The sequence below is a fragment of the Actinomadura fulvescens genome (assembly GCF_039533225.1).
GTDB lineage: Bacteria > Actinomycetota > Actinomycetes > Streptosporangiales > Streptosporangiaceae > Spirillospora > Spirillospora fulvescens.
In genome coordinates this window covers 13194-36297 of sequence record NZ_BAAATD010000001.1, presented here as the reverse complement: position 1 = coordinate 36297, position 23104 = coordinate 13194, and the positions used below count along the sequence as shown (strand labels likewise).

21 protein-coding genes are annotated in these 23104 nt (G+C 70.3%); 2 read left to right on the top strand and 19 right to left on the bottom strand.

The annotated features are described in order from the left end of the window. Positions 1-129: 129 nt before the first annotated feature. Positions 130-1050 carry a GbsR/MarR family transcriptional regulator gene (locus tag ABD333_RS00160; RefSeq protein ID WP_344536481.1) on the top strand — a complete coding sequence of 307 codons (921 nt, stop codon included), beginning with the start codon at positions 130-132 and terminating at the stop codon, positions 1048-1050. Here the strand turns inward: ABD333_RS00160 and ABD333_RS00155 are convergent. Together ABD333_RS00155 and ABD333_RS00150 are read right to left on the bottom strand one after the other, a co-directional pair. Further along, complete coding sequence (locus ABD333_RS00155) at positions 1034-1342, bottom strand: DUF397 domain-containing protein (RefSeq protein WP_344536480.1); 309 nt, start codon at positions 1340-1342, stop codon at positions 1034-1036. The two genes, ABD333_RS00160 and ABD333_RS00155, sit on opposite strands and share 17 nt — an antisense overlap. After that, positions 1333-2133 (bottom strand): helix-turn-helix domain-containing protein, encoded by an 801-nt coding sequence (locus tag ABD333_RS00150; RefSeq protein ID WP_344536478.1) that lies wholly within the window; start codon positions 2131-2133, stop codon positions 1333-1335. Before ABD333_RS00150 ends, ABD333_RS00155 begins: the two co-directional genes overlap by 10 nt. Positions 2134-2279: 146 nt before the next feature. On the opposite strand from ABD333_RS00150, the gene ABD333_RS00145 reads away from it, so the two are divergent. Then, on the top strand, positions 2280-2753 hold the full coding sequence (locus ABD333_RS00145; protein WP_344536476.1) for an ATP-binding protein: 474 nt from the start codon (positions 2280-2282) through the stop codon (positions 2751-2753). 10 nt (positions 2754-2763) lie between these two features. On the opposite strand, the gene ABD333_RS00140 is transcribed toward ABD333_RS00145, so the two are convergent. The 17 genes from ABD333_RS00140 to pucL all read right to left on the bottom strand — a co-directional run bounded on the left by ABD333_RS00140 (position 2764) and on the right by pucL (position 23101). Beyond that, entirely contained in the window at positions 2764-4884 is a 2121-nt protein-coding gene (locus tag ABD333_RS00140) for an ABC transporter substrate-binding protein (RefSeq protein ID WP_344536474.1), read from the bottom strand. Between the two features lie 360 nt (positions 4885-5244). Continuing rightward, positions 5245-5493: a hypothetical protein gene (locus ABD333_RS00135; RefSeq protein ID WP_344536472.1), complete on the bottom strand. Its 249-nt coding sequence runs from the start codon at positions 5491-5493 to the stop codon at positions 5245-5247. A gap of 64 nt (positions 5494-5557) precedes the next feature. Beyond that, on the bottom strand, positions 5558-6478 hold the full coding sequence (locus tag ABD333_RS00130; protein WP_344536470.1) for a hypothetical protein: 921 nt from the start codon (positions 6476-6478) through the stop codon (positions 5558-5560). 169 nt (positions 6479-6647) lie between these two features. Next, positions 6648-8426, bottom strand: coding sequence for a glyoxylate carboligase (gene gcl / locus ABD333_RS00125; protein WP_344536468.1), 1779 nt, complete (start codon positions 8424-8426; stop codon positions 6648-6650). A gap of 65 nt (positions 8427-8491) precedes the next feature. After that, positions 8492-9520: an allantoicase gene (alc, locus tag ABD333_RS00120; RefSeq protein WP_344536467.1), complete on the bottom strand. Its 1029-nt coding sequence runs from the start codon at positions 9518-9520 to the stop codon at positions 8492-8494. Between the two features lie 5 nt (positions 9521-9525). Further along, entirely contained in the window at positions 9526-10848 is a 1323-nt protein-coding gene (allB, locus tag ABD333_RS00115) for an allantoinase AllB (RefSeq protein ID WP_344536465.1), read from the bottom strand. Then, entirely contained in the window at positions 10845-12002 is a 1158-nt protein-coding gene (locus ABD333_RS00110; RefSeq protein WP_344536463.1) for a glycerate kinase, read from the bottom strand. Before ABD333_RS00110 ends, allB begins: the two co-directional genes overlap by 4 nt. 37 nt (positions 12003-12039) lie before the next feature. Further along, positions 12040-12942, bottom strand: a complete 903-nt coding sequence (locus ABD333_RS00105; RefSeq protein ID WP_344536461.1) for an NAD(P)-dependent oxidoreductase — start codon at positions 12940-12942, stop codon at positions 12040-12042. Next, positions 12939-13760 carry a hydroxypyruvate isomerase family protein gene (locus ABD333_RS00100; protein ID WP_344536460.1) on the bottom strand — a complete coding sequence of 274 codons (822 nt, stop codon included), beginning with the start codon at positions 13758-13760 and terminating at the stop codon, positions 12939-12941. The genes ABD333_RS00105 and ABD333_RS00100 overlap by 4 nt, the downstream gene beginning before the upstream one ends. Then, on the bottom strand, positions 13757-14164 hold the full coding sequence (locus tag ABD333_RS00095; protein ID WP_344536458.1) for an allophanate hydrolase-related protein: 408 nt from the start codon (positions 14162-14164) through the stop codon (positions 13757-13759). Before ABD333_RS00095 ends, ABD333_RS00100 begins: the two co-directional genes overlap by 4 nt. Before the next feature lie 153 nt (positions 14165-14317). After that, the gene (locus tag ABD333_RS00090; RefSeq protein WP_344536457.1) at positions 14318-15415 is read right to left on the bottom strand and encodes an XdhC family protein; all 1098 of its coding nucleotides are present in this window, start codon (positions 15413-15415) and stop codon (positions 14318-14320) included. 10 nt (positions 15416-15425) lie between these two features. After that, positions 15426-16877: an NCS2 family permease gene (locus ABD333_RS00085; protein ID WP_344536456.1), complete on the bottom strand. Its 1452-nt coding sequence runs from the start codon at positions 16875-16877 to the stop codon at positions 15426-15428. A 204-nt stretch (positions 16878-17081) separates the two neighbouring features. After that, positions 17082-19457 (bottom strand): xanthine dehydrogenase family protein molybdopterin-binding subunit, encoded by a 2376-nt coding sequence (locus ABD333_RS00080; protein WP_344536455.1) that lies wholly within the window; start codon positions 19455-19457, stop codon positions 17082-17084. Beyond that, the gene (locus ABD333_RS00075) at positions 19457-20812 is read right to left on the bottom strand and encodes an 8-oxoguanine deaminase (protein WP_344536454.1); all 1356 of its coding nucleotides are present in this window, start codon (positions 20810-20812) and stop codon (positions 19457-19459) included. Before ABD333_RS00075 ends, ABD333_RS00080 begins: the two co-directional genes overlap by 1 nt. After that, positions 20809-21306, bottom strand: coding sequence for a (2Fe-2S)-binding protein (locus ABD333_RS00070; protein WP_344536452.1), 498 nt, complete (start codon positions 21304-21306; stop codon positions 20809-20811). The genes ABD333_RS00075 and ABD333_RS00070 overlap by 4 nt, the downstream gene beginning before the upstream one ends. Continuing rightward, positions 21306-22190, bottom strand: coding sequence for an FAD binding domain-containing protein (locus ABD333_RS00065; RefSeq protein WP_344536451.1), 885 nt, complete (start codon positions 22188-22190; stop codon positions 21306-21308). Before ABD333_RS00065 ends, ABD333_RS00070 begins: the two co-directional genes overlap by 1 nt. Before the next feature lie 14 nt (positions 22191-22204). After that, on the bottom strand, positions 22205-23101 hold the full coding sequence (gene pucL / locus ABD333_RS00060; RefSeq protein ID WP_344536449.1) for a factor-independent urate hydroxylase: 897 nt from the start codon (positions 23099-23101) through the stop codon (positions 22205-22207). Between the last annotated feature and the right edge of the window lie 3 nt (positions 23102-23104).

Below are 23104 nucleotides of genomic sequence, written 5' to 3'. Positions count from 1 at the left end.
ACAGAGATACGCTGGGAACTGCTGGATTTCGGCCGATTGTTGCAACGGCGCTATGCATGAACGCAACATGCGGACATGTCGATGTTGCAATGGGCTGCCGGTGAACGCACTACGGAAGGGCGGGATCTCATGCCAGGGGGCAGGCTCAGCCAGCAGGAGCGCCGACTCATCGCTGCCGGTCTGGCCGAGGGGCTCGGCTACGCCGAGATCGCGCGAGGGTTGGGCAGGCCGACGTCCACCATCAGCCGGGAGGTGGCGCGCAACGGCGGCCCCGCCGACTACCGCGCCGACTACGCCCACCTGGCCACCGGCCGTCGCGCCCGCCGGACTCTGACGGCTTCCGTGCAGAGCGCTGATCTCCCCGAGGCGGTACGCGGCTACCTCGAACGGTTCGCCGACGTGATGATGCAGGCCGGGCTACCGAGGATGGCCGCCCGGGTGCTCGCCTGCCTGATTGTCACGGACGAGGGCGCACTGTCGGCCACCGAGCTTGTGCAGCGCCTCCAGGTCAGCCCGGCCTCGGTGTCCAAGGCCATCGCCTACCTGGAGCCGCTGAAGGTCGTGCGGCGCGAACGCGGGCGGCGTGGCCGTGAGCGCTATCTGATCGACGACGATGTCTGGCTGCGCACGTGGCTGACCAGCGCACGCACGCACGCGGTGTGGGCCGACACCGCCGCCGAGGGGGTACGGCTCTTCGGCGAGGACACCCCCGCCGGAGCCCGGCTCACGGCCATGAGCCACTTCTTCGGCCAGCTCGGACAGGACATGGCGAACGTTCCGGCAGAGGCTTCACTCGGCGATGCGGCGACGGTATTCGCCGCGCTCCTGCATGCGCGACGTCCTCTGAGCGCGCAACGCCTGGCCACCGCGCTGGGCTGGCCCGCCGACCGCACGGCCGCCGCCCTGGACAACGCCGAACGACTCGCCGGCGTCACCGACCCGCTCGTCGTCTGCCGGGCCAGCACCACCACCTACACCGTGGCCGCCGCTCCGGGGAGCCTCACGCCCGAGCAGCGCAAGGCTCTGGACGACCTCAGCCAGCAGCTTTGATCTGCGCCGTGAGCTGCCGGAAGCTCTCACGCGGGAACAGCAGGACGCCAGCACCGGGGTCTTTGCTGTCCCGTACGGCAATCACGTCATCGTCCGTAGAGAGCTCTACGCATTCGCCGCCGTTGTCTCCGCTGTGGCTGGACTTACGCCAGCCCGCCGCAAGCTCTACGCAGTTGCCGCCGTTGTCTCCGCTGTGGCTGGACTTGCGCCAGACCAACGCGAGTTCCACGCAGTGGCCGCCGTTGTCACCGCTGTAACTGGACTTGCGCCATCGGGCGCCGCTCAGGTCCATTTCTCCGCCTTGATCCTCTCGATGCGCTCAAGTGACTGGTCGACCGGGAGAGCGAGTGAACGGATCGCCTCGAACCTCTCGGAGGCCGTCCGAAGATCCATGGGCTCGCCCGTGGTGATTCCGCGAACGGCCGTCTCCACGTACGCTACCTCGCTTCGGTCCTCCAGGGTCGCGAGCACGAACGACCCGTTGACACCGCGATGCCGCATTGACGGTACGACGTGGATGTTGACTTCTTCGGACGCCACCGTAAGTAGATGGTCGTACTGCTCCCGCATCACGTCCGGCCCGCCGACGTCGCGGTACAACGCAGCCTCATCGAGCAGGCAGACCAGCATCGGTGGCGGTGGATCGTCGCGGGCGAGGATTTTCTGCCGCCCCATTCGCGCGGCGATCGCAGCCTTGTCGCCGTAGAGGAGGTGAGTAGCGTACGCCTCTGTTTGCAGTAGGCCGTCGATAAGCGCGACCTGGAACGAGCGTAGGAGCACTGCCTGCTCCTCATACTCGGGCCAGTTGAACCAGGACGGGTAGATGCCGTCCTTGAGTAGGCCGTCCCAGAGGCGGACTATCGCGCCCTGTGCGTCCAGTGCGCCGTCTACCTGGACGGCGAATTTTCGTAGCGGCATTTCTCTCGCGCGTTCGACCGCGCCCACGTATGAGCCCGTATAGCCCGCGCGTGCTCCGAGCTGGTCGAGTGTGAGGCCGAGGACCTCGCGGCGGACTCGTACTTCCGAGCCGAAGAGGTCGAGTGGGGAGGACGAGGGGTTGAGCGCTCCTGAACGCCTTGGCATGCCGATTCTCCGTTCGCAAGCGTTGGCAAGTGGCGCGGGGGACTTGCCGCGTGTCTCACAGTTCGGTGATGAAGCGTCACGCTCAGTATGCGTCAAAGGGGAGGCTGAAGGCCGGAAATAGCGGAACCGGCAAAGAGGTGGTCACAGTGGCAGATGCACGACTGGTCGGGGTGCTCCTTGGACATATCCGCCTGCCGATGAACGACGCCAGTCCCCGGGCCGCGCGGGATCTCGTCGCGATGACGGCGCGGGCGTGGGCGCTGGCCGACGAGGTGGCCTATCGGGCGCGGCTGGCGACCTCCGAGCTCGCCACCAACGCCGTCCGGCACGGCTCGGGCACGACGATGCTCGTCTTCAGCACGCGTGTCGGCACACGACTGCGCGCGGAGGTGCACGACGCGTCGCCGCTCATGCCCGTCCGGCGCTCCCCGGCCGTCACGGACGTGTCCGGCCGGGGGCTGGTGATCGTGGAGGACATCGTCACCGACTGCGGCTGCTACTCGACGCGCTTCGGCAAGGCCACGTGGTTCGAGATCGACACCACGTGGCCCATCGACCTCGTCGACGACGGAGCGGATTTACTGCTTCGGGAGAACGTGAGGCTACCGGTGCGGATCTAGTCGGCCGACGTCAGCGGAGCGCGGCTGTGCGCGAGTCTCCGAGGAACGTGAACGCGCCGTTCCGTACCTGGTAGGCGTAGCTGATGCTGTTGGTCAGCTGCCCTTTCTGGTTAAAGCGGATGCGCTGGGTGACGCCGGGCAGGTCGATGCCGCGCAGGAACTCGTTGAGCTCCACGGGGGTGCGCTTGCCCGCTTTGAGCGCGGCCAGGATCGTGTTCATCGCGTCGTACGACTCGGCGGTGTAGTTGACCGGTCGCTGCCCCCCGTTGGCCTTCGCATAGCGCGTTAGGAACGCCGAGGACGGCACGCCTTCGATGCCCTTGCCGACGTTCAGGCAAGGGCAGGTGAGCGTCGTGCCGTCCGCCGCGCTACCCGCGAGCTTGAGGAGCTCGGGGCCGAACGCGGCGTCCGTCAGGTAGAACCGCCCCTTGAAGCCCGCCTCCCGGGCCTGCTTGATGAGTGGCCCGGCCGTTGTGTAGTACCCGCTGTAGAAGACCGAGTCCGCCTTCTCGTCCTTGAGGCGCCACACGACGTCGCCGTGGTCCGTCGCGTCCGACCTCATCGTGACGCGGGTGGCGGCCTTCGCGCGTCTCACGAACACGTCGGCGACGGCGCGGGGGTACGCCTGTCCGTCGTCCAGGACCACGAGCTTTCCCGTTTCGTGGCGGCGGAGGAGGGGCACGAGCGCGCCCACCGTCTCTTCCACGTCCGGGGCCATGGTGTGCCAGTACGTCCAGCCGTTGGTGGCGAGGGGCGGGCCCGACGCCGAAGGCGACACGCTCGGGAGCCCCTGCCGTTCGAAGAGCGGCATGACGGCCTGGCTCTCGCCGCTGAACATCGGGCCGACCACGGCGGCGAGGCCCAGCCCGGCCGCCCGTTGCGCCTGCGGCACCGCCTCCTCGGCCCTGCCGCCCGTGTCCATGGGAACGAGCTCGGCCCGCAGCTTCGGGTTCTGGGCGTTGTGCTCGGCGACCGCCAGTGTGGTGCCCGCCATGGCGGCCTTGCCGTAAACGTTGCCCTCGCCGGTCATCGACGCCATCACCCCGATCCGGACGGTCCCCTGGGCCGCGTCGCTCCCGGACCCCCGGTCGTCGGGAAGCAGCATGACGACCGCCGTCGGCACCGCGATCAGCAGGACCGCCAGGGCGGCGGCCGCCGGAGCCCAGCGCCGCGACACCTTCGCCGGGGGCGCGGTCGGCATGAGCGAGTCGGCCGGCAAGGTCGGCGTCAGCCGCGACACCGGCACGTCGACGAGGGTCGCGCCGCGTTCGAGCACATCGGTGCCGAGCGGGACCTCGGCACCGACCATGCCCATCAGCCGCGACAGCAGCTCCAGACTCGACGGCCGCCGCGCCGGGTCCTTGGCCAGACAGGCCGCCACCAGCTCCGCCAGCGGCTCCGGAGTGCCGCGCAGATCCGCCTCAAGGCTCAGCACCCGATGCATCACCGCCGGGATCGAGTCATTGCCGAACGGCGGCCGTCCCGTCGCGGCGAAGACCATCGTCCCGCCCCACGCGAACACGTCCGTCACGAAACCGACCCCGTCACCGGCGATCTGCTCGGGCGCCATGTACGTGGGCGTCCCCACGACCTGGCTGGTGAGGACGCTGTGCGACGCGTCCAGCGCCCGCGCGATGCCGAAGTCGAAGACGCGGGGCCCGCTCTGGCCGAGCAGCACGTTCGCTGGCTTGAAGTCGCGGTGCACGATCCCGGCGCGGTGGATCGCCGTCAGTGCCGTCGCGGTGCCGATGGCCAGCCACATCAGTCCAGCGGTGTCGAGCGGCCCGTCGTCGTTGACCACCTCGGCCAGCGACGGCCCGCGTACGAACTGGCTGACGATGTACGGCTGGTCGCCCCGCACGTCGGCGTCCAGCACGCGGGCCGTGCAGTAGCCCGCGATCCGTTCGGCGAGCTCCAGCTCCCGCACGAACCGCCGCCGTGCCTGGGGATGGTCACCGAGCCGCGCGTGCAGCAGCTTGACCGCAACCTCGCGTCCTCGGTGTCGCGCCCCAGGTAGACGATGCCCTGACCGCCCTCGCCGAGCCTGCCCACCAGCTCGTACGAGCCGACCCGCGCAGGATCGTGGGGCAGCAGCGGATCGCCCATGAAGCGCCTCCGGAGTCGAGATCACGTCACCGATAAGACGCACGCCCCGCCACTCCAGTTTGCGCGTTCCCAGCCGCCGAGCACCCCGACCGTCTCCCAGTGCCGCCGACGCCGCCGAACTCGTCCACTCGCTCGGTCTGGCTCACCAACGCCCGCACTCACGCCCTGTGGGCGGAATCGTGAAGGCACCGAACTCCTAGGCGGCCCCACCGGATCCAGACGGCCCGCTTCTTCGCCGACCTGAGCGACGGCATGCCCGTCTCGCCCAACCTGACCGTCCTCGACGACGCCGCCCTGGCCCGGCCGGAACCCACCCTCACCCGACCAGTGACAAGAGCCGCCTGATCACCCAAGCGGCTCCCATCACACCACGACGAAGCATCACTCACTCGAAGAGATCTTTAGCCTCCTCGACGAGAACAGCACAGGCCAGCCAGGCAGCCAGTTCTTCCATGTCCGTGCTCGAGACGATGCGTTGCCGAACGTCCTTCGAGACCGAGATTCCGCGCGTCTTGAGAACCTGAAGGATGACGGCGGCCTGGCCTTGCGCCTCGGCTCGGGCCCGGACCTGCGCCGCACCTCGTGCCGCGCCCAGGGCTTGGTGATACCTTGCGAACCCGCTTTTGAATTCCACTGCTCCTCGATCCGTGAGTGCTTCTGAGATCCCACCGTGATGTGCATGAACGGCGGGACATCACTCAGTCGAAGAGATCCTCAACATCCTCGATGGTGACCGCGCGAGTCACCCAGACATCGAGTTGTTCTTTCTCGGTACACGAGATCACACGCTCACGAACCTCGTCGGGCACCGGGATGTTACGTGCCTCGAGAACCTTGAGAATGGCCATGGCCTCACCCCGCGTGAATCCCCGGGCCTCGCCGCGGGCCTCGCCCAAGGCCTCGCCCTCCGCCTTGCCCACGGCTTGGTGGTGCTTCGCGAAATCGCTTTTGATCTCCACGGTGCCTCGGTTCATGAGTGTCTCCAGGATCTGCCGTTCCGGCTCGGGGAGCAGGCTCAGCACCATCTCAGAGTACAAGACGGCGTCCTTGTGGCCTGCGTTCTTGAGGGTTGCCAGGGCGGTGAACACGACCTCCAGGGAGGCGCGGTCGCGGTGGCGGGACATGGTGGTCAGGAAGGCCAGGATCGTGAGCTCTGGGCTCCTGGCGGCTTCGGCGGTCGTGGTGATGAGGCGCTGGCTGTCCGGCCCGAACACCAGCGGTGTGAGCGTGAAGCCGGGATGACCGATGTCGATGGGGGTGCGCGCCCATTTGGCCACCGTCTCCTTGGGGCAGAAGACGAGGAGGATGGCCGGGCACTGCGTCCGGTGGTGGAGTTCGGTGAGGTAGGTCGGCCAGCTGAACCTCTTCCGGGCGTCCTTCTTGAGCTGGTGTTCGATGACCACCGCGAGCCTCTTCTGCTCGTCCTCCTTGGAGCAGAAGACCACCACGTTGTCGCCTCGGAAGACGGCGGGCTGAGCTCGCGTGAACTCCTCCGACCCTGCGACCACTAATTCGTGCTCGGGGACAGTGATGCCGAACGCTCGGTGCAGGAGCTGGGCGGTGACCTCCGGATTGCTTCGGATGAGCTTGATGGGGGCTTCATGCTCAAGTGAGACCATGTGACGGAACGCTACCGTTCGACTACAGTCGATACCCGCACTATCGATTAATTTGCCGGTGCGGATGCGTCGTTGCCCGTCGTCCGGCGAGTAGGTGGTAGCGGATCACCGGAGGCGATCGTCGGGTCCGCGGAGGGCCACATCCTCCGCGGACCCGACGAGGAACGAGTCAGGCCAGTTGCTTGATGGCGGTGGGGGCGTGGGAGGGGTCGGTGGCGAGTTCCTCCCACTCGTTCACGCTGGCGATGTCCGTGCCGCTCATCGAGATGTTGGTGACGCGTTCGAGGATGGCCTCGACGACCACGGGGACGCGGTACTCGTGGGCCATCTTCTTGGCCTCCTCGAACGCGGGCAGCAGGGCGTCGGGCTCGGTGACGCGGATCGCCTTGCAGCCCAGGCCCTCGGCGACCTTGACGTGGTCGACGCCGTAGACGCCGAGCTCGGGGCTGTTGATGTTCTCGAATTCGAGCTTGACCTGGAAGTCGATGTCGAAGTTGCGCTGGGCCTGGCGGATCAGGCCCAGGTAGGAGTTGTTCACGACGACGTGGACGTAGGGGATGTTGTGCTGGGCGCCGACCGCCAGTTCCTCGATCATGAACTGGAAGTCGTAGTCGCCGGAGAGCGCGACCACCTGCGCGTCCGGGTCGGCGGTCGCGACGCCGAGGGCGGCGGGGATGGTCCAGCCGAGCGGGCCGGCCTGGCCGCAGTTGATCCAGTGGCGCGGGCGGTAGACGTGGAGCATCTGCGCGCCCGCGATCTGGGACAGGCCGATGGTGGTGACGTAGCGGGTCTCGGGGCCGAACGCCCGGTTCATCTCCTCGTAGACGCGCTGCGGCTTGATCGGGACGTTGTCGAAGTGCGTGCGGCGTTGGAGGGTCGCCTTGCGTTCCTGCGCGGAGGCGGCCCACGCGCGGCGGTCGCGGAGCTTGCCCGCGGCCTTCAGTTCGCGCGCCACCTCGATGAACAGCTCCAGCGCGGCCTTGGCGTCGGAGGCGATGCCGTAGTCGGGCATGAAGATCTTGCCGAGCTGGGTGGGCTCGACGTCGACGTGCACGAACGTGCGGCCCTTGGTGTAGACGTCGAGCTTGCCGGTGTGGCGGTTGGCCCAGCGGTTGCCGATGCCGAGCACGAAGTCCGACTCCAGGAACGTCGCGTTGCCGTAGCGGTGCGAGGTCTGGAGGCCGACCATGCCCGCGTTCAGTTCGTGGTCGTCGGGGATGGCGCCCCAGCCCATCAGGGTCGGGATGACCGGGATGCCGGTGAGCTCGGCGAACTCGACCAGCAGCGCCTCGGCGCCCGCGTTGATGACGCCGCCGCCCGCGACGATCAGAGGACGTTCTGATCCGTTGAGCATCGTGATGGCCTTCTCGGCCTGCGCGCGGGTGGCGCGCGGCTGGAACACCGGCAGCGGCTCGTAGGTGTCGGGGTCGAACTCGATCTCGGTCAGCTGCACGTCGAGCGGCAGGTCGATCAGCACCGGGCCGGGGCGGCCGGAGCGCATGACGTGGAACGCCTGCTGGAAGACGCCGGGCACCTGCGCGGCTTCGAGGACCGTGACGGCCATCTTGGTGACCGGCTTGGCGATCGAGGCGATGTCGACGGCCTGGAAGTCCTCCTTGTGGATCACGGCGGTCGGTGCCTGGCCGGTGATGCACAGGATGGGGATCGAGTCGCCGATGGCCGAGTAGAGGCCGGTGATCATGTCGGTTCCGGCCGGGCCGGAGGTGCCGACGCAGACACCGATGTTGCCCGCGCGGGTGCGGGTGTAGCCCTCGGCCATGTGCGAGGCGCCCTCGACATGCCGCGCGAGGGTGTGGCCGATCCCGCCGGAGGCCTTCAGTGCCGCGTAGAACGGGTTGATGGCGGCGCCGGGCACGCCGAAGGCGGTGTCAATGCCCTCACGCTTCAGGATCTCGACCGCGGCGCGGGCGGCTGTCATTCGAGGCATGTCGCGCTCCTCAGGGGTCGCTGAACTCGTGGCGCGGCGTGTACCGGCCACTGGGAGGTGGTCTGTCAGGCGAGTGCTCGCCAGCGGTCGGTCAGGGCCTGCTCGCCGGCCGGGGTGAGGTCACCGAGGAGGCGCAGGCGGGCGATGCCCCCGCAGGGGTAGATGTCCACCCGTACGTGCGTCACCTCGCGTTCGCCCGAAAGGCGGAAGCGGTGCCGTCCGTCGGGCTGGAGGCGGGTGCGTTCCAGCAGGTCGAACCAGGCGTCCTCGTCGTCGAGCGACGAGGAGCGCGCGTCGATGCCCGAGAGCGAGAACGCGGCGGGGGCGTTGAACTTGAGGTTGGTCGTGTCGAGCTCGGCCAGCCTGACGACGCCCGGCGCGGCCAGCTTGATGATCGCCCACTCGTTGCCCGGCTCGCGGCGGCGCGCGGTCTCCCAGCCTTCGGCCTGGTTGCGGGCGAGGCCGGGCGCCAGCATGTTGTCGGGGCGCGAGTAGAACATGTTGGAGCAGCCGGTCACGCGCGCCCCGTTCTCCAGCGCGGCGAGGTCGACGGTCAGGCCGGTGAGCAGCGCCGGGTCGGCCACCACCTCGCCGTGCACGCGGAGGCGGGCGATACCGCCGTCAGGGAACATGTTGAGCCGGACGTGGGTGAAGCGGCGCTCGACGGCCACCTCGAACGCGTGCTCGGCGTCGCCTTTGATCGGGCTCTTGGGCACGATCTCGGTCCAGTCGGCGTCGGCCAGCTCGGCCACGGACGGGTAGCCGGGAACCGAGCAGGCCTCCACGGACGCGTACGGCGGGAAGTTGCCCTTGAACCAGGCGGTGTCGATGACGACGCCGCGGATCACGCCGGGCAGGCCGAGGCGGAGGAGCGCCCAGTCATGGCCGAGCTCGCCGCTGTCGTCGGGGCGGCGGCGCGCGGTCTCCCAGCCGTCGTACTCCTGGCCCTTGGCGCCGAACGTCTCCGGCTGGAACGCGGGCCGCCAGGGGTTGATCAGGTTCTCCTTCTCCTCGAACGACTCGTCGCTGGCGGCGAGCACCGAGCCGCCGAACGAGCGGACGGCCAGGTCGGGAAGGGAGGTGAAGTCGGTCATGAAGGTCACTTTCGTCGGAGGAGTTCGCCGCGCGGGGTGTCGCCGACCACCTCGCCCCGCAGCCAGGTGGCCTGGACGACGCCGCTGAGGACGCGGCCCGCGTACGGCGTCACCGGGTGGCGGTGGTGGAGCGCGGCCGGGTCGACCACGAACGACTCGTCGGCGGCGAACGCGACGAGGTCGGCGTCGCTCCCCACCGCGATCCGGCCCTTGGCGGGCAGGCCGGCGAGGGCGGCGGGGCCTTCGGCCATCCAGCGCACCACCGCGTCGAGGCCGTGGCCGCGGGCGCGGGCCGCGCTCCAGACGGCGGGAAGGCCGAGCTGGACCGAGGCGATCCCGCCCCAGGCGGAGACGAAGTCGCCGCGCTTGAGCTCGGGCGTGCACGGCGAGTGGTCGGTGACGACGCAGGAGATCACGCCGTCGGCCAGGCCGCGCCACAGCTCCTCGCGGTTGCCCGCGTCGCGGATCGGCGGGCAGCACTTGTAGGAGGTGGAGGGCAGGCCATCGACGGGGGCGGGCACGTCCTCGGCGGACAGGGTCAGGTAGTGCGGACAGGTCTCGGCGGTCACGGCGAGGCCGCGCGCCTGCGCCTCGGCCAGCGGCTCCAGGCAGTCGGCGGCCGACAGGTGCAGGATGTGCGCCCGCACGCCGGTCTGCTCGGCCAGCTTGATGACCTGCTCGACCGCGCTGCGCTCGGCGCTCGGCGGGCGCGAGGCGACGAAGGCCGGGTAGCCGCCGTCAGCGGGTGCGGCGAGCACTGCCGGGTCTTCGGCGTGGACGATGATCAGGCCGCCGAACGAGGCGATCTCGGCGAAGGCCTCGTTCATCTCCTCCTGCGACAGGGGCGGGAACTCGGGGACGCCGGAGTCGGCGGTGAAGCACTTGAAGCCGAACACCCCGTCGTCGTGCAGGGCGCGAAGGGCCGGAACGTTCCCCGGGATCGCGCCGCCCCAGAAGCCGACGTCCACGAACACCCGGCCCTCGGCGACGTCGCGCTTGACGGCCAGCGCCGACGGCAGGGTGGTCGGCGGGAGGGAGTTGAGCGGCATGTCGACGAGCGTGGTCACGCCGCCCGCCGCGGCGGCGCGGGTCGCGGTGGCGAAGCCCTCCCACTCGGTGCGGCCGGGCTCGTTGATGTGGACGTGCGTGTCCACCAGGCCGGGCAGCAGCGCGGTGTCGCCGAGGTCGATCTCGGTCGCGGCGGCGAGCACGGCGCCGTGCGGCTCGACGGCGGCGATCGTGCCGTTCGTGACCGCGACGGACGCGGGCCGCTCGCCGTCCGGCAGCACCGCGCGCCGGGATCTGATGACGAGGTCGTACGCGCTCATGCCACTCCTCCCACGGGGTCGACCAGCCACTGGCGACCGATCTCCTCGGCGAGCTGTTCCAGAAGGGGACCCGCCTCGGCCATGCAGCGTTCGGGGTCGGGTTCGATGTCGGTGAGGGCGTAGGCGTTCTGCAGCCGGGCCTTGCGGAGCTGCTCGCCGGTCAGCGCGCGCCGCCCGGAGACCGCCACGGCGGGGACGGCCGCCTTGGCCGCCGCGCGGGCCACGCCGACGGGTGCCTTGCCGCGCAGCGACTGGCGGTCGAGCGAGCCCTCCCCGGTGATGACCAGCCGGGCTCCCGCCACGCGCTCGGCGAAACCGAGCAGTTCGAGCAGGTAGGCGATGCCCGGCCGCACGGTCGCGTTCAGGAAGACCATCGCGCCGAAGCCGACGCCGCCCGCCGCGCCCGAGCCCGGCCGATCGGCGGCGAACGCGCCGAGCTCGCGCCGGGCGACCGCCTCCAGCCGGGACAGGCCGCTCTCCAGCGTCCTGACCTGCCGGAGCGAGGCGCCCTTCTGCGGGCCGAAGACCGCGGCGGCGCCGTCCGGGCCGAGCAGTGGGCTGTCGACGTCGCTCGCGACGATCACGGTCACGCCGCGCAGCCGTTCGGCGAGCCCGGCGGTGTCGATCGAGGCGAGCGAACGGAGCGCGGCGCCACCTGGGGGCAGCGGCTCACCGTTCGCGTCCAGCAGCCGCACGCCGAGGGCTGCGGCCATGCCGCTGCCGCCGTCGGTGCAGGCGCTGCCGCCGAGGCCGAGCACGATCCGTGTGGCGCCGCCGCGGATCGCGGCGTCGATCAGCTCGCCGGTGCCGTGGCTGGAGGCGGTCAGCGGCGCGAGCTCGCCGCCGGGCAGCTGCCGGAGCCCGGAGGCCTCGGCCAGCTCGATCACGGCGGTGTCGTCGCGGACGGCGTAGGACGCGACGACCTGTTCGCCGGTGGGGCCGGTGACGGAGGTGCGCAGGCGGGCGAACCCGCAGGCGACCGCGGCGTCCACGGTGCCGTCGCCGCCGTCGGCGACCGGCAGGGAGACGAGCGGCAGATCGGGGCGGACGCGGCGCAGGCCGGCGGCCACGTGCTCGGCCACCTCGACGGCGGTGAGCGACCCCTTGAACTTGTCCGGGGCGATCACCACCTGACCCCGTTGAGCGTTGCCCATGACTGTCACCATTCTTTCCGGCTGAACGTTCCCGCTGCTAGGCGGCCGTACGACCCGACAGGTCCTCGACGATCTTGAGGAGCGCGGAGTGGTCGAGTGAACCGTAGCCCTTGGCCCTGGCGGCCGCGATCAGCTGCGCGACCAGCGCCGTCATCGGCAGCGCCACCTCGGCGGACCGCGCCGCGGCCGAGGCGATGCCCATGTCCTTGTGGTGCAGGTCGATGCGGAAGCCCGGCTGGAACTCGCGGGCCAGCATCGTCGCGCGCTTGAGGTCGAGGATACGGCTGGCGGCGAGCCCACCGGCGATCACGTCGAGGCCGGCCTCGGCGTCGACCCCGGCGGCCTCCATGAGCACGATGGCCTCCGCGACCAGGGCGTACGTGCCGCCGACGATCAGCTGGTTGGCGGCCTTGACGTACTGGCCCGCGCCGCTGCCGCCGACGAGCTCGTAGGTCTTGCCGACGACCTCGAAGATCGGCTTGGCCGCCTCGAAGTCCTCCGCCGTGCCGCCCACCATGATCGACAGTACGGCGTCCACCGCGCCCTTCTCGCCACCGCTGACCGGGGCGTCCAGGACTCGCAGCCCCAGCTCGCGGCCCGCGGCGGCGACCTTGATCGAGGTCTCCGGCTTGATGGTGGAGAAGTCGATCAGGAGCACGCCCGGCTTGGCGCTGCGCAGCACCCCGCCGTCCGCGCCGCCCTCGCCGTCGCCGAAGACGACGGCCTCGACATGCTCGTCCTGCGGCAGCATCGTGATGACGATCTCGGCCTCCGCGACCGCGGCGGCGACGCTCGACGCGCCGGTGCCGCCCGCCGCCACGAGGCGGTCGACGCCCGCCTGGACGACGTCGTAGCCGGTCACGTCGTGCCCGGCGCGGACCAGGTGGGCCGCCATCGGGCCGCCCATGATGCCGAGTCCGATGAAAGCGATCCTGCTCATGCGGGGAAGTTCTCCATCCAGGTGAGGTCTGTGGTGCCGGAGGGCTTGTACTCCAGGGCGATCCGGCCCTGGTAACCGGCGGTGTCGAGGGCGGCGAAGAGCGCCGCGAAGTCGATGTCGCCGGTGCCGGGGCGGTCCCGGCCGGGCGCGTCGGCGAGCTGGACGTGGCCGATCTCGGCGGCGTGGGCGTGCACGACCTTTTCGAGATCCTCGGCGTTGCTCGCCAGGTGGAAGCTGTCGAAGAGGAACTTGACGTTTTCGCCGTTGCTCTCGGGGCTTTCGGCGCGGACGCGTTCGATGACGGCGATCGCGTCGGCGGCGGTCTCCAGCGGGTACGTCCCGTTCAGGCCGCGGGCGAGGGGCTCGATGAGCACCGTCCCGCCGAACTCACCGACCCGCCGCGCCGCGTAGGCGATGTTCTGGGCGGCGACACGGTCTTGCTCGGCTGCGGAGACTCCCGGCACGCGCTGGCCGTAGAGGGCGTTGAAGGCCCGGACGCCGGTGCGCTCGGCGATGCGCACGAGCACTTCGACGCTGTCACGGAACTCCAGCGAGCGGGCCGGGTCCGACAGGACGCCGCGTTCGCCCGCGGGCATGTCGCCCGCGTAGAAGTTGAGGCCGGTGAGCTGAACGTTGGCGTCCTCCAGGGCCTGGCAGAACGCGTCCAGCTCGCCCTCGGACGGCACGGCCACGCCGGGCCACGGCCACCAGAACTCGACCTGGCCGAATCCCGCCGCCTTCGCCGCCGCCGGGCGCTCCAGCAGCGGCAGCTCGCCGAACAGGATCGAGCAGTTGACCACGTACGTCGACTCGCTCATGCGGCGGTGGCCTCCTGGTCCTTCTGCCGTCGGGTCTTGGTGTAGTCGCTCCAGCTGCCGTGCTCGGTGATGTCGGTCAGCCGGGTGTAGGACGTGTACGGGCGGCGCAGGACCATCGCGAGCGACGAGGAGCCGTCGGCCAGCTCGATCACGCCGAGTTCGAGCTCGGGCGGCTCGGCCGGGAGGAGCTTGTCGCGCAGCACGTCCATCGGCACGTCGTAGACCTCGCCGTGCACCTCCGTGCCGCCGTGGGCGACGGGCGCCAGCGCCGGGCACTGGTCGCCGACGGAGTAGAAGCGGTAACACGGGGCCGTGGTGGTCTCCGCCACCAGCGGAGCGCCGTCGAGCAGGTGGTGGAGCGGCCCGCCGCGCATGGCGCCGCCGTTGAGAAAGATCAGTGGCATCGGTCCTCCTTCGTCCGGATCGTTTTCGCTATACGAAATTTGTTTGCCGCTTCGTGAAATTCACGGTAGGTGGGGTCGTGGGGTCCGTCAAGGAACGCTGTCGGGTCCTACGAGGCCTCGGCGCAGGTGGGGCGGGTCGGTTGTAGGAATGACTCACGCCACGTCTCCCGTGGCTGCGGCGGTGTCGTGGTGGATCGGGCCTGCGGTGCGGACGAGCGGGGCGGCGGAGCCGCCGCGGCGCAGGGCCACGAACTCCGCCGCGATGGACAGGGCGGTCTCCTCGGGCGTGCGCGCACCGAGGTCCAGGCCGATCGGTGAGTGCAGGCGGGCCAGCTCGGCGTCGGCCATCCCGGCGTCCCTGAGGCGGCGCATACGGTCGTCGTGGGTGCGCCGGGAGCCCATGGCCCCGACGTAGGCGACGGGTAGGCGCAGGGCGACTTCGAGCAGCGGAACGTCGAACTTGGCGTCATGGGTCAGAACGCAGACGACCGTACGTCCGTCGATCCGGCCCTGGTCGGCCTGCTCGTTCAGATACCGGTGCGGCCAGTCGACCACAACCTCGTCGGCGCCGGGGAAGCGCGCGGGGGTGGCGAAGACCGGGCGCGCGTCGCACACGGTCACCCGGTAGCCGAGGAAGCTCCCGATCTTCGCGACGGCGGCGGCGTGGTCGATCGCGCCGAAGACCAGCAGCCGTGGCGCGGGCGCGTGCGACTGCACGAAGACGTCGAGCCCGTCGCGGCACCGCACCGAGCGGACGCCGGTGACCCCGCCGTCGAGCATGGCGCGGGCCTCGCCGACGACGACCCGATCGACGTCGGCGAGGCCCGAGCTTCCGGTATGGCGGTCAGGCCATACGACGAAGGTCGCGGCCGACTCGTCCATCAGGTGGGCGACGGCCACCTGTTCGTCGCGTGAGATCGCCGTCAGCGCCGCCTCGGGCAGCGGACCCGGCCGGACGAACACCTCGATGGTGCCGCCGCAGGTCAGGCCGACCGCGAACGCGTCGTCGTCGCTGTAGCCGAAACTCTCCCGGACCGGCGTGCCGGTCCGGAGGGCCTCGCCGCACAGCTCGTACACGGCGCCCTCGACGCAGCCCCCCGAGACGCTGCCGACCGCCTCGCCCGTCTCCGACACCGCCATCGCGGCGCCGGGTTGCCGGGGCGCGCTGCCCCCGACCGAGACGACGGTCGCGACGGCGTACGCGGTGCCCGCGTCGTGCCAGGCCCGCAGCCGGTCGGCGATCTCACGCATTGACGACCTCCTAGTTGATCCCCAGTGCCTTCTCGATGGGGTGCAGGGCGAAGTAGGCGAGGAAGACCACCGTCAGCACGTAGTTCAGCCAGTGGATCTCGCGGAACTTCCCGCGCGCCGCCTTGATCAGGACGAACGACAGCACGCCGGCCGCGACGCCGACGGTGATCGAGTAGGTGAACGGCATGAGGATGATGGTGAGGAACGCCGGGACGGCGACCTCCAGGTCCTCCCAGTCGATCTTGCGGGCGTGCATCATCATCAGCGCGCCCACGATCACCAGCGCGGGCGCGGCGGCACCGATCGGGATCACTCCGGCCAGCGGGGTGAGGAAGATCAGCGCGGTGAGCAGCGCGCCGGTGACCACGCTGGCCAGCCCGGTGCGGGCGCCCTCGGCGACGCCCGCCGCCGACTCCACGACCGCGGTGTTGGCCGAGCCGTTGACGCCGCCGCCGATGATCGCGCCGAAGCCGTCCACGGTCAGGATCTTGCTGAGCCCGGGCATCTTGCCCTTGTCGTCCAGCATCTTGGCCTCTTCGCCCACGCCGAGGATCGTGCCCATCGCGTCGAAGAAGCCCGACATGACCAGGGTGAAGAGGATGACCGAGGCGGTGACCACCCCGGCCCGGTCGAACCCGCCGATGAGATCCACCTTGAACAGCAGGTCGAACTGCGGCGTGGCGGCGATCGAGTCGGGCAGCTTGGGCTCGACCGGACCCCACAGCTTGGGGTCGATGGTGAAGGCCGAGTTGAGGCCGATCGCCAGCGCGGTGGCGGCCACGATGCTGATCAGCATCGCGCCGGGCACCCGGCGGACGAACAGCACCAGCATCAGCACCAGGCCCGCGCAGAAGACCGCCACCGGCCAGCCCGCCAGCTTGCCGAAGGTGCCGAGGGTGACCGCGGTCGAGGAGGCGTCGTGGTGGCCGACGAAACCGGCGTCCACCAGGCCGATCAGCGCGATGAACGCGCCGATGCCGACGCCGATCGCCTGCTTGAGGGCCAGCGGGATGGCGTCCATGATCAGCGTGCGGATGCCGGTCAGCGCGAAGATCACGATGACCACGCCCTCCAGCACCACCAGGCCCATGGCCTCGGGCCATGTCATGTGCGGCGCGGCCTGGAAGACCACGATCGGCGTGACGCCGAGCCCGGCCGCCATCGCCAGCGGCGCGTTGCCCACCAGGCCCATCAGGACCGTGGAGATGCCCGCCGACAGCGCCACCATCGTGGTCAGCTGCGCCGGGTCGAGCGTGGCCCCGGTGACGTCCTTGGCGTCACCGATGATCAAGGGGATGAGGACGACCAGATAGGCCATCGCCACGAACGTGGTGATGCCGCCGCGCACCTCGCGTGCGACGGTCGTCCCGCGGCCGGTCAGATCGAAGAATCGATCCAGGGCCGAGCCCGATCCCGGGGTGGGAGACGGAGACTTCGGGGGTCGTGCTTGTGTCTCGGTCACGGTTCGGTGCCCTCCTTCAGGGCGTGATCGACCGCCGGACGGCCCAGGGGGACCGGGGCCGCCCGTTCTGTCGTCGATCAGTGCGGTTGTGGAGTCCCTCCCACGCCGTCCCCCAAGTGCCGGCGCGGACTGCCCCTGTTGATCAACTGCTGAACCGGAACATCAGCCGTGGTGGCTCGCTCAGCGTTTCGCTCAGCGTGTCGCTCAGCCTGTGATGTGCTCCGGTCGAACCGGCACTCGGGTGAGTGCTTTGCCGGTCGCGTCGCGGATGGCCGCGACGATGGCCGGGGTGGAGGAGAGCGTGGGTGGCTCTCCGGCGCCCCGCAGCCCGTATGGGGCGTTGGGGTCGGGGTTCTCGAGGATGTCCAGCCGCATCGGCGGCATGTCGAGGATCGTCGGGATGAGGTAGTCGGTGAACGACGGGTTCCGGACGAGCCCGTTCGTGACGACGATCTCCTCCATGACCGCCAGGCCGAGGCCCTGCGCGGAGCCGCCGTGGATCTGCCCCTCCAGGGACAGCAGGTTGAGGATCTTGCCCACGTCCTGGACGGCGGACAGCTCGACCACCTTGACCAGGCCGAGGTCCACGTCCACGTCCACCACCGCGCGGTGCACGCACAGCGCGAGCTGGGTGTGGCTGTCGGCCTGGCCGGTCACCGGGTCCATCTTGGTGGTCGGCTTGTGGTGGTACTCGCGCGTCTCCTCGATGACGTCGTCGCCGAGGATCTCCTCGATCGAGGCGATGACGCCCTGGGACTGCGACACGACCTTGCCGCCGACCACGGTGACGTCGCCGAACTTGCGGCCGACGTGCCGGCCGAGCTTGCGTTCGGCCATGGCCAGCAGCTCCGCGCGCACCGCCTCGCAGGCGGTCTTGACCGCGCCGCCGGTCATGTACGACTGGCGCGAGGCGCTGGACGAGCCGGCGTCGCCGACCTGGTTGTCGGCCGGGTGGATGGTCACCCGCTGGACGCCGAGCTCGGTGCGGGCGATCTGCGCTTCGAGGGTCACCAGGCCCTGGCCCACCTCGGCGGCGGCCGTGTGGACGAGGGCGGTGGGCTCGCCGCCGATGACCTCCAGCCTCACCCGGGCGGTGGAGAAGTCGTCGAAGCCCTCGGAGAAGCAGATGTTCTTGATGCCGACGCCGTAGCCGACGCCGCGTACGACACCCTCGCCATGCGTGGTCTGGGACGCCCCACCCGGCAGGTTGCGGATGTCGGACGCGTCGAGCGGGGCCGGCATCGGCATCGCCTCGACGCGCTCCAGCATCTCCGCGAGCGGCGCCGGTGAGTCGATGACCTGGCCCGTCGCGAGCTTCGATCCCTGGCTGACGGCGTTGATCTGCCGGACCTGGACTGGGCTGATGCCGCAGGCCTCGGCGAGCCTGTCCATCATCGACTCGTAGGCGAAGCACGCCTGCACCGCGCCGAAACCGCGCATCGCGCCGCACGGCGGGTTGTTGGTGTAGACGCCCCACGCGTCGATCCTGATGTTGGGGATCTCGTACGGGCCGACGCCGAGCGAGGCGGCGTTGCCGGTCACGTTGAGCGTGGCCGAGGTGTACGCGCCGCCGTCGAGGATGATCTCGACGTCGGCGTACAGCAGCCTGCCGTCGGCCGTCGCGCCGTACTCGTAGCGCATCTCGGCCGGGTGGCGGTGCACGTGGCCGAAGAACGACTCGTACCGGTTGTAGGACATCTTGACCGGCTTGCCGGTGTGCAGTGCCAGCATGCCCGCGTGGATCTGCATCGACAGGTCCTCGCGTCCGCCGAACGCGCCGCCGACCCCGGCCAGCGTCATGCGGATCTCGCTCTCCTCCAGGCCGAGGCAGGGCGCGATCTGCTTGAGGTCGTTGTGCATCCACTGGGTCGACACGTACATGTCGAGGCCGCCGTCCTCACCGGGCACGGCCAGGCCGGACTCGGGGCCGAGGAACGCCTGGTCCTGGATGCCGACGCTGTAGCTCTCGGAGACGACGACGGCCGCCTCGGCCTTTGCCTTCGCGACGTCCCCGACGCGGACCGGCTGGTAGCGGGTGATGCCGCCGCGGTCCTGCACCTTGAGGCCGTCCGGGTCGGCGATCACGGCGCGGGCGTCGGTGATCGGCTCCAGTACCTCCCACTCGATCGCGATCTTCTCGATCGCGCGGCGGGCGATCTCGGGGTGGTCGGCGGCGACGAGCGCGACCGGCTCGCCCTGGTGGCGGACCTCGCCGATGGCCAGCACGGGCTGGTCCTGGGTGTCGTCGAGCCCGTACAGCTTGCGCCCCGGCACGTCCTCGTGGGTGAGGACGGCGTGCACGCCGGGCAGGGCCAGCGCCGGGCCGAGGTCGATCGAGCTGATCTTGGCGCGGGGATGCGGGCTGCGGAGCGTGGCACCCCAGAGCATGCCGTCCATCCACAGGTCCGAGGAGTACGCGAACTCGCCGGAGACCTTGAGCGTGCCGTCCGGGCGCAGCGGGCTGTCGCCCACGCCGCCCTTGCCGGGCGCCGCTACGTGGCTTGGAGATTTGACGGGGCCTGGAGATTTGACGGGGCCGGGTGTCGTGACGGGACTGGGTGACTTCACCGGGGTCGCCATTACAGAACCTCCTCAGCGAGCTTCATGAGACGGCGGTGGGCGTCGGCGCCGCGGCGGGCCACCTCGTCCTGCGGGACGCTCACCAGCTCGTCGTCGCGGACGACGGTCCGCCCGTTCACGATGAGCCGGGCCAGCGGCGGGGTCTGCCCGTAGGCGAACGCCGTCACCGGGTCGTCGATCGCGGCGTAGAAGCCGTCCACCCGCCACAGCGCGATGTCGGCGAGCTTGCCGGGCTCCAGCGAACCGATCTCGGTCTCCCGGCCCAGCACCTTCGCGCCGCCGATGGTGCCGACGGCGAGGGCCTGGCGGGCGGTGAGCGCGGTCGGGCCGTACCGGGCACGCTGCATGTACATGGCCTGCCTGACCTCGCCCGCCAGCGGGACCATCTCGGCGGACGCGGCGCCGTCGACGCCGAGGCCGACCGGGACGCCTGCCGCGAGCATGTCGGTGACCCGGGCGATGCCGGCGCCGAGGCGGGCGTTGGAGCTCGGACAGTGCGCGGCGCCCGTGCCGGTCGCCGCCATCTTCTTGATGTCGGCGTCCTGGAGGTGGACGGCGTGGGCGTACCAGACGTCCTCGCCCAGCCAGCCCAGGGACTCCATGTAGTCCACCGGGGACATGCCGAACTGCTCGATGCAGTGCTCTTCCTCGTCGAGCGTCTCGCACAGGTGGGTGTGCAGGCGCACGCCCTTGGCCCGCGCCAGCTCGGCCGACTGGACGAGCAGGTCCCTGCTGACCGAGAACGGGGAGCACGGCGCCACCGCGATCCGGAGCATCGAGCCGAACGAGTCGTCGTGGTAGCGGTCGATCGCCGCCTCGGTCTCGGCCAGGATCGTCGCCAGGTCCTCGACCACCTCGTCCGGCGGCAGCCCGCCGTCGGACTGGCCGCGGTCCATCGAGCCGCGGCACGGGTGGAACCGGATGCCCAGCTCGGCCGCCGCCTCGATCTCGGCGGCGAACAGGTCGCCGCGCCCGCTCGGGAAGACGTAGTGGTGGTCGGTCGAGGTCGTGGTGCCCGACCTGAGCAGCCAGCCGAGCCCGGCGCTCGCGGCGCCCCGGACGACCTCGGCGTCCATCTTCGACCACGGCTTGTAGAGGGCCACCAGCCACTCGAAGAGGGTGTTGTCCTTGGCCAGGCCCTGGCTCGCCCACTGGTAGAGGTGGTGGTGGGTGTTGACCAGCCCCGGTGTGGCCAGGCAGCCCCGGGCGTCGATGCGCTCGGCGCCCGCGATCGCGGGGGCCGGGCCGTCGCCGACCGCCGTGATCATGTTGCCGTCGATCACGATGTGGCCGGACGGGTGCTCCTGGCCGGTCACGGTGACGACGTAGGCGTTCTCGATGATTCTCACGGTCACTGGGCCGCCGCCTCCGCCTTGCGGGACGCCGCGAGCCGCACGGCGTCAAGGATCTTCTCGTAACCGGTGCAGCGGCACAGGTTGCCCGCGAGCGCCTCGCGGATCTCGGCGTCGCTGGGGTCGGGGTTGCGCTCGATCAGGTCGTGCGACTGGACGATGAGGCCCGGCGTGCAGAAGCCGCACTGGACCGCGCCCGCCTCGACGAACGCCTCCTGGACCGGGTCGAGCTTCTGGTCGTCGGCGCCGGTCGAACCCTCGGCCAGACCTTCGACGGTGATCACCTCGCGGCCTTCGACCTGACCCGCCGCGACCAGGCACGAACAGGCCGGGACGCCGTCGAGGTAGACCGTGCAGGAGCCGCATTCGCCCTGCTCACAGGCGTTCTTGGAACCCGGCAGGCCCATCCGCTCCCGGAGCATGTAGAGCAGGCTCTCGCCTTCCCACACGTCGTCGACGGTCTCCTCGGCACCGTTCACGGTGAAGTTGACGCGCATCAGGAGGCCTCCTTTCCAGCGATCCGGTTGGCGCGGTAGTCGTTCCAGGCCCAGGTCAGGGTGCGCCGGGCCATGACCGACAGGGCGTGCTTGCGGTAGTCGGCGGTGCCGCGCACGTCGTCGATCGGCGACGCGGCCTCCTTGACCAGCTCGCCGAAGCGCTGCGCGGCCGAGACGCTGAACGGCGTGCGGCCGTCCCAGTCCAGCTCGTTCGCCAGGAACTCCTCGGCGGCGGTGGCGCGGCGCGGCGTCGGCGCGGCCGAGCCCACCCCGGTGCCGACGCGGCGTTCCTCCGGGTGCAGGGCGATCGCGAACGAGCAGACGGCGATGACCATCGCGTTCCGGGTGCCGATCTTGGAGAAGTACTGGGCACCGGTCGCCGGCGCGATCCAGAACGCGCGGATCAGCTCGTCCGGCTGCAGGGCGTTGTGCTTGACGCCGAGGTAGAACTCGGTCGCCGGGATCATCCGGGCACCGCGCGCGGCGGACTCGACCTCGATCACCGCGTCGCCCGCCAGCAGCGGCGGGTGGCTGTCCCCGGCGGGCGAGGCCGCGCCGAGGTTGCCGCCGACCGAGCCGCGGTTGCGGATCTGCGGCGAGCCGACCGTGCGCGACGCCTGGGCCAGGCCCGGCAGCCGGTCGCCCAGCTCGTCGATCAGCCGGACGTACGGGACGGCCGCGCCGATGCGGAGGCGCCCATCGTCGGCGGTGTCGTAGGTGGCGAGCTCCTTGACCGGGTTGAGGTCGAGCAGCGCCGGGGGGCGGTGGACGTCGAAGTTGAGCTCCACCATGACGTCCGTGCCGCCCTGGATGGGCAGCGCGTCCGGGTGCTCGGCCTTGGCGGCCAGGGCGTCCGCCCAGGTCGCGGGGCGCAGAAAGTCCATGTCTCTAGAATCCCTCAGTTCCAGGCGAACCCGGCGTCGGGCGCATCGTCGGTGAGTACGGAGCCCTCGATCAGGCCGTAGGGGCGGTCGGCGGCGAAGAAGACCTCGTTGTCGTTGTCCATACCGAAGGGCTCCAGGTCGACGAGGAAGTGGTGCTTGTTCGGCATTGCCATGCGCACCTCGCACACCTCCTTGCGGGTGTTCAGTACCCGGCGGCCCATCTGGTAGAGCGTCTGCTGCAGCGAGAGGCTGTGGGTCTCGGCGAACGCGTCGAGCAGCGCCTGGCGAGACTCGGTGTAGGAACGGCCAAAGGAGGAGTCGGCGCCGCGATGCCGCCACTGGGCGGTGACCTCGGTGGCCAGGATGCGGTCGTTGGTCGGCTTGAGCGTCGTGTACTCGTCCTTCACGTAGCCGTGGAACTCACTGGCCGTTGAATTGAGGACGACCAGGTCCTTCAGGCCGGAGACGACCGTCGCGCCCGCGTCCTGGTCGTAGTGCACCACGCAGGTGCGCACCTCACGGCCGCTGCGGACGAACGAGTACTGCTTGTCGCGCAGGCCGAGGTGCGGCCCCTCCTCCACCGGGATGCGGTCCCAGAAGTACTCCTCGATCTCCACGCGGGCGTGGTGGATCGCGGGCTGGGAGTCCACGTAGTGGCGGGCGAGGAGGAGCGCGAAGTCCTCGATCTGGTCGACGCCGTACTTCTTGGCGAAGGCGTAGGCGGTGTTCTTCTGGGTGTCGGTCGGCAGCACGTTGCCGTTGTCACCGGTCAGATGGACCGCTTCCATGTCGCCGGACAGGGCGGAGCTGACGTTGATGTCCTTGAGGTGGTGCGTCCCGCCGTCGCGGACGACGCGTACGACACGGGTCTCCGCCTTGCCGTAGCGGTTGGGCCCCAGAACGATGGCCATCGG

What these genes read in the sequence shown, in the direction of transcription:
- ABD333_RS00130 (WP_344536470.1), bottom strand. Translation starts at nt 6,478, where the DNA reads ATGGTCTCACTTGAGCATGAAGCCCCCATCAAGCTCATCCGAAGCAAT.
- ABD333_RS00110 (WP_344536463.1), bottom strand. Translation starts at nt 12,002, where the DNA reads ATGGGCAACGCTCAACGGGGTCAGGTGGTGATCGCCCCGGACAAGTTC.
- ABD333_RS00150 (WP_344536478.1), bottom strand. Translation starts at nt 2,133, where the DNA reads ATGCCAAGGCGTTCAGGAGCGCTCAACCCCTCGTCCTCCCCACTCGAC.
- ABD333_RS00160 (WP_344536481.1), top strand. Translation starts at nt 130, where the DNA reads ATGCCAGGGGGCAGGCTCAGCCAGCAGGAGCGCCGACTCATCGCTGCC.
- gcl (WP_344536468.1), bottom strand. Translation starts at nt 8,426, where the DNA reads ATGCCTCGAATGACAGCCGCCCGCGCCGCGGTCGAGATCCTGAAGCGT.
- ABD333_RS00065 (WP_344536451.1), bottom strand. Translation starts at nt 22,190, where the DNA reads ATGGACTTTCTGCGCCCCGCGACCTGGGCGGACGCCCTGGCCGCCAAG.
- alc (WP_344536467.1), bottom strand. Translation starts at nt 9,520, where the DNA reads ATGACCGACTTCACCTCCCTTCCCGACCTGGCCGTCCGCTCGTTCGGC.
- ABD333_RS00070 (WP_344536452.1), bottom strand. Translation starts at nt 21,306, where the DNA reads ATGCGCGTCAACTTCACCGTGAACGGTGCCGAGGAGACCGTCGACGAC.
- allB (WP_344536465.1), bottom strand. Translation starts at nt 10,848, where the DNA reads ATGAGCGCGTACGACCTCGTCATCAGATCCCGGCGCGCGGTGCTGCCG.
- pucL (WP_344536449.1), bottom strand. Translation starts at nt 23,101, where the DNA reads ATGGCCATCGTTCTGGGGCCCAACCGCTACGGCAAGGCGGAGACCCGT.
- ABD333_RS00155 (WP_344536480.1), bottom strand. Translation starts at nt 1,342, where the DNA reads ATGGACCTGAGCGGCGCCCGATGGCGCAAGTCCAGTTACAGCGGTGAC.
- ABD333_RS00105 (WP_344536461.1), bottom strand. Translation starts at nt 12,942, where the DNA reads ATGAGCAGGATCGCTTTCATCGGACTCGGCATCATGGGCGGCCCGATG.
- ABD333_RS00080 (WP_344536455.1), bottom strand. Translation starts at nt 19,457, where the DNA reads ATGGCGACCCCGGTGAAGTCACCCAGTCCCGTCACGACACCCGGCCCC.
- ABD333_RS00090 (WP_344536457.1), bottom strand. Translation starts at nt 15,415, where the DNA reads ATGCGTGAGATCGCCGACCGGCTGCGGGCCTGGCACGACGCGGGCACC.
- ABD333_RS00100 (WP_344536460.1), bottom strand. Translation starts at nt 13,760, where the DNA reads ATGAGCGAGTCGACGTACGTGGTCAACTGCTCGATCCTGTTCGGCGAG.
- ABD333_RS00095 (WP_344536458.1), bottom strand. Translation starts at nt 14,164, where the DNA reads ATGCCACTGATCTTTCTCAACGGCGGCGCCATGCGCGGCGGGCCGCTC.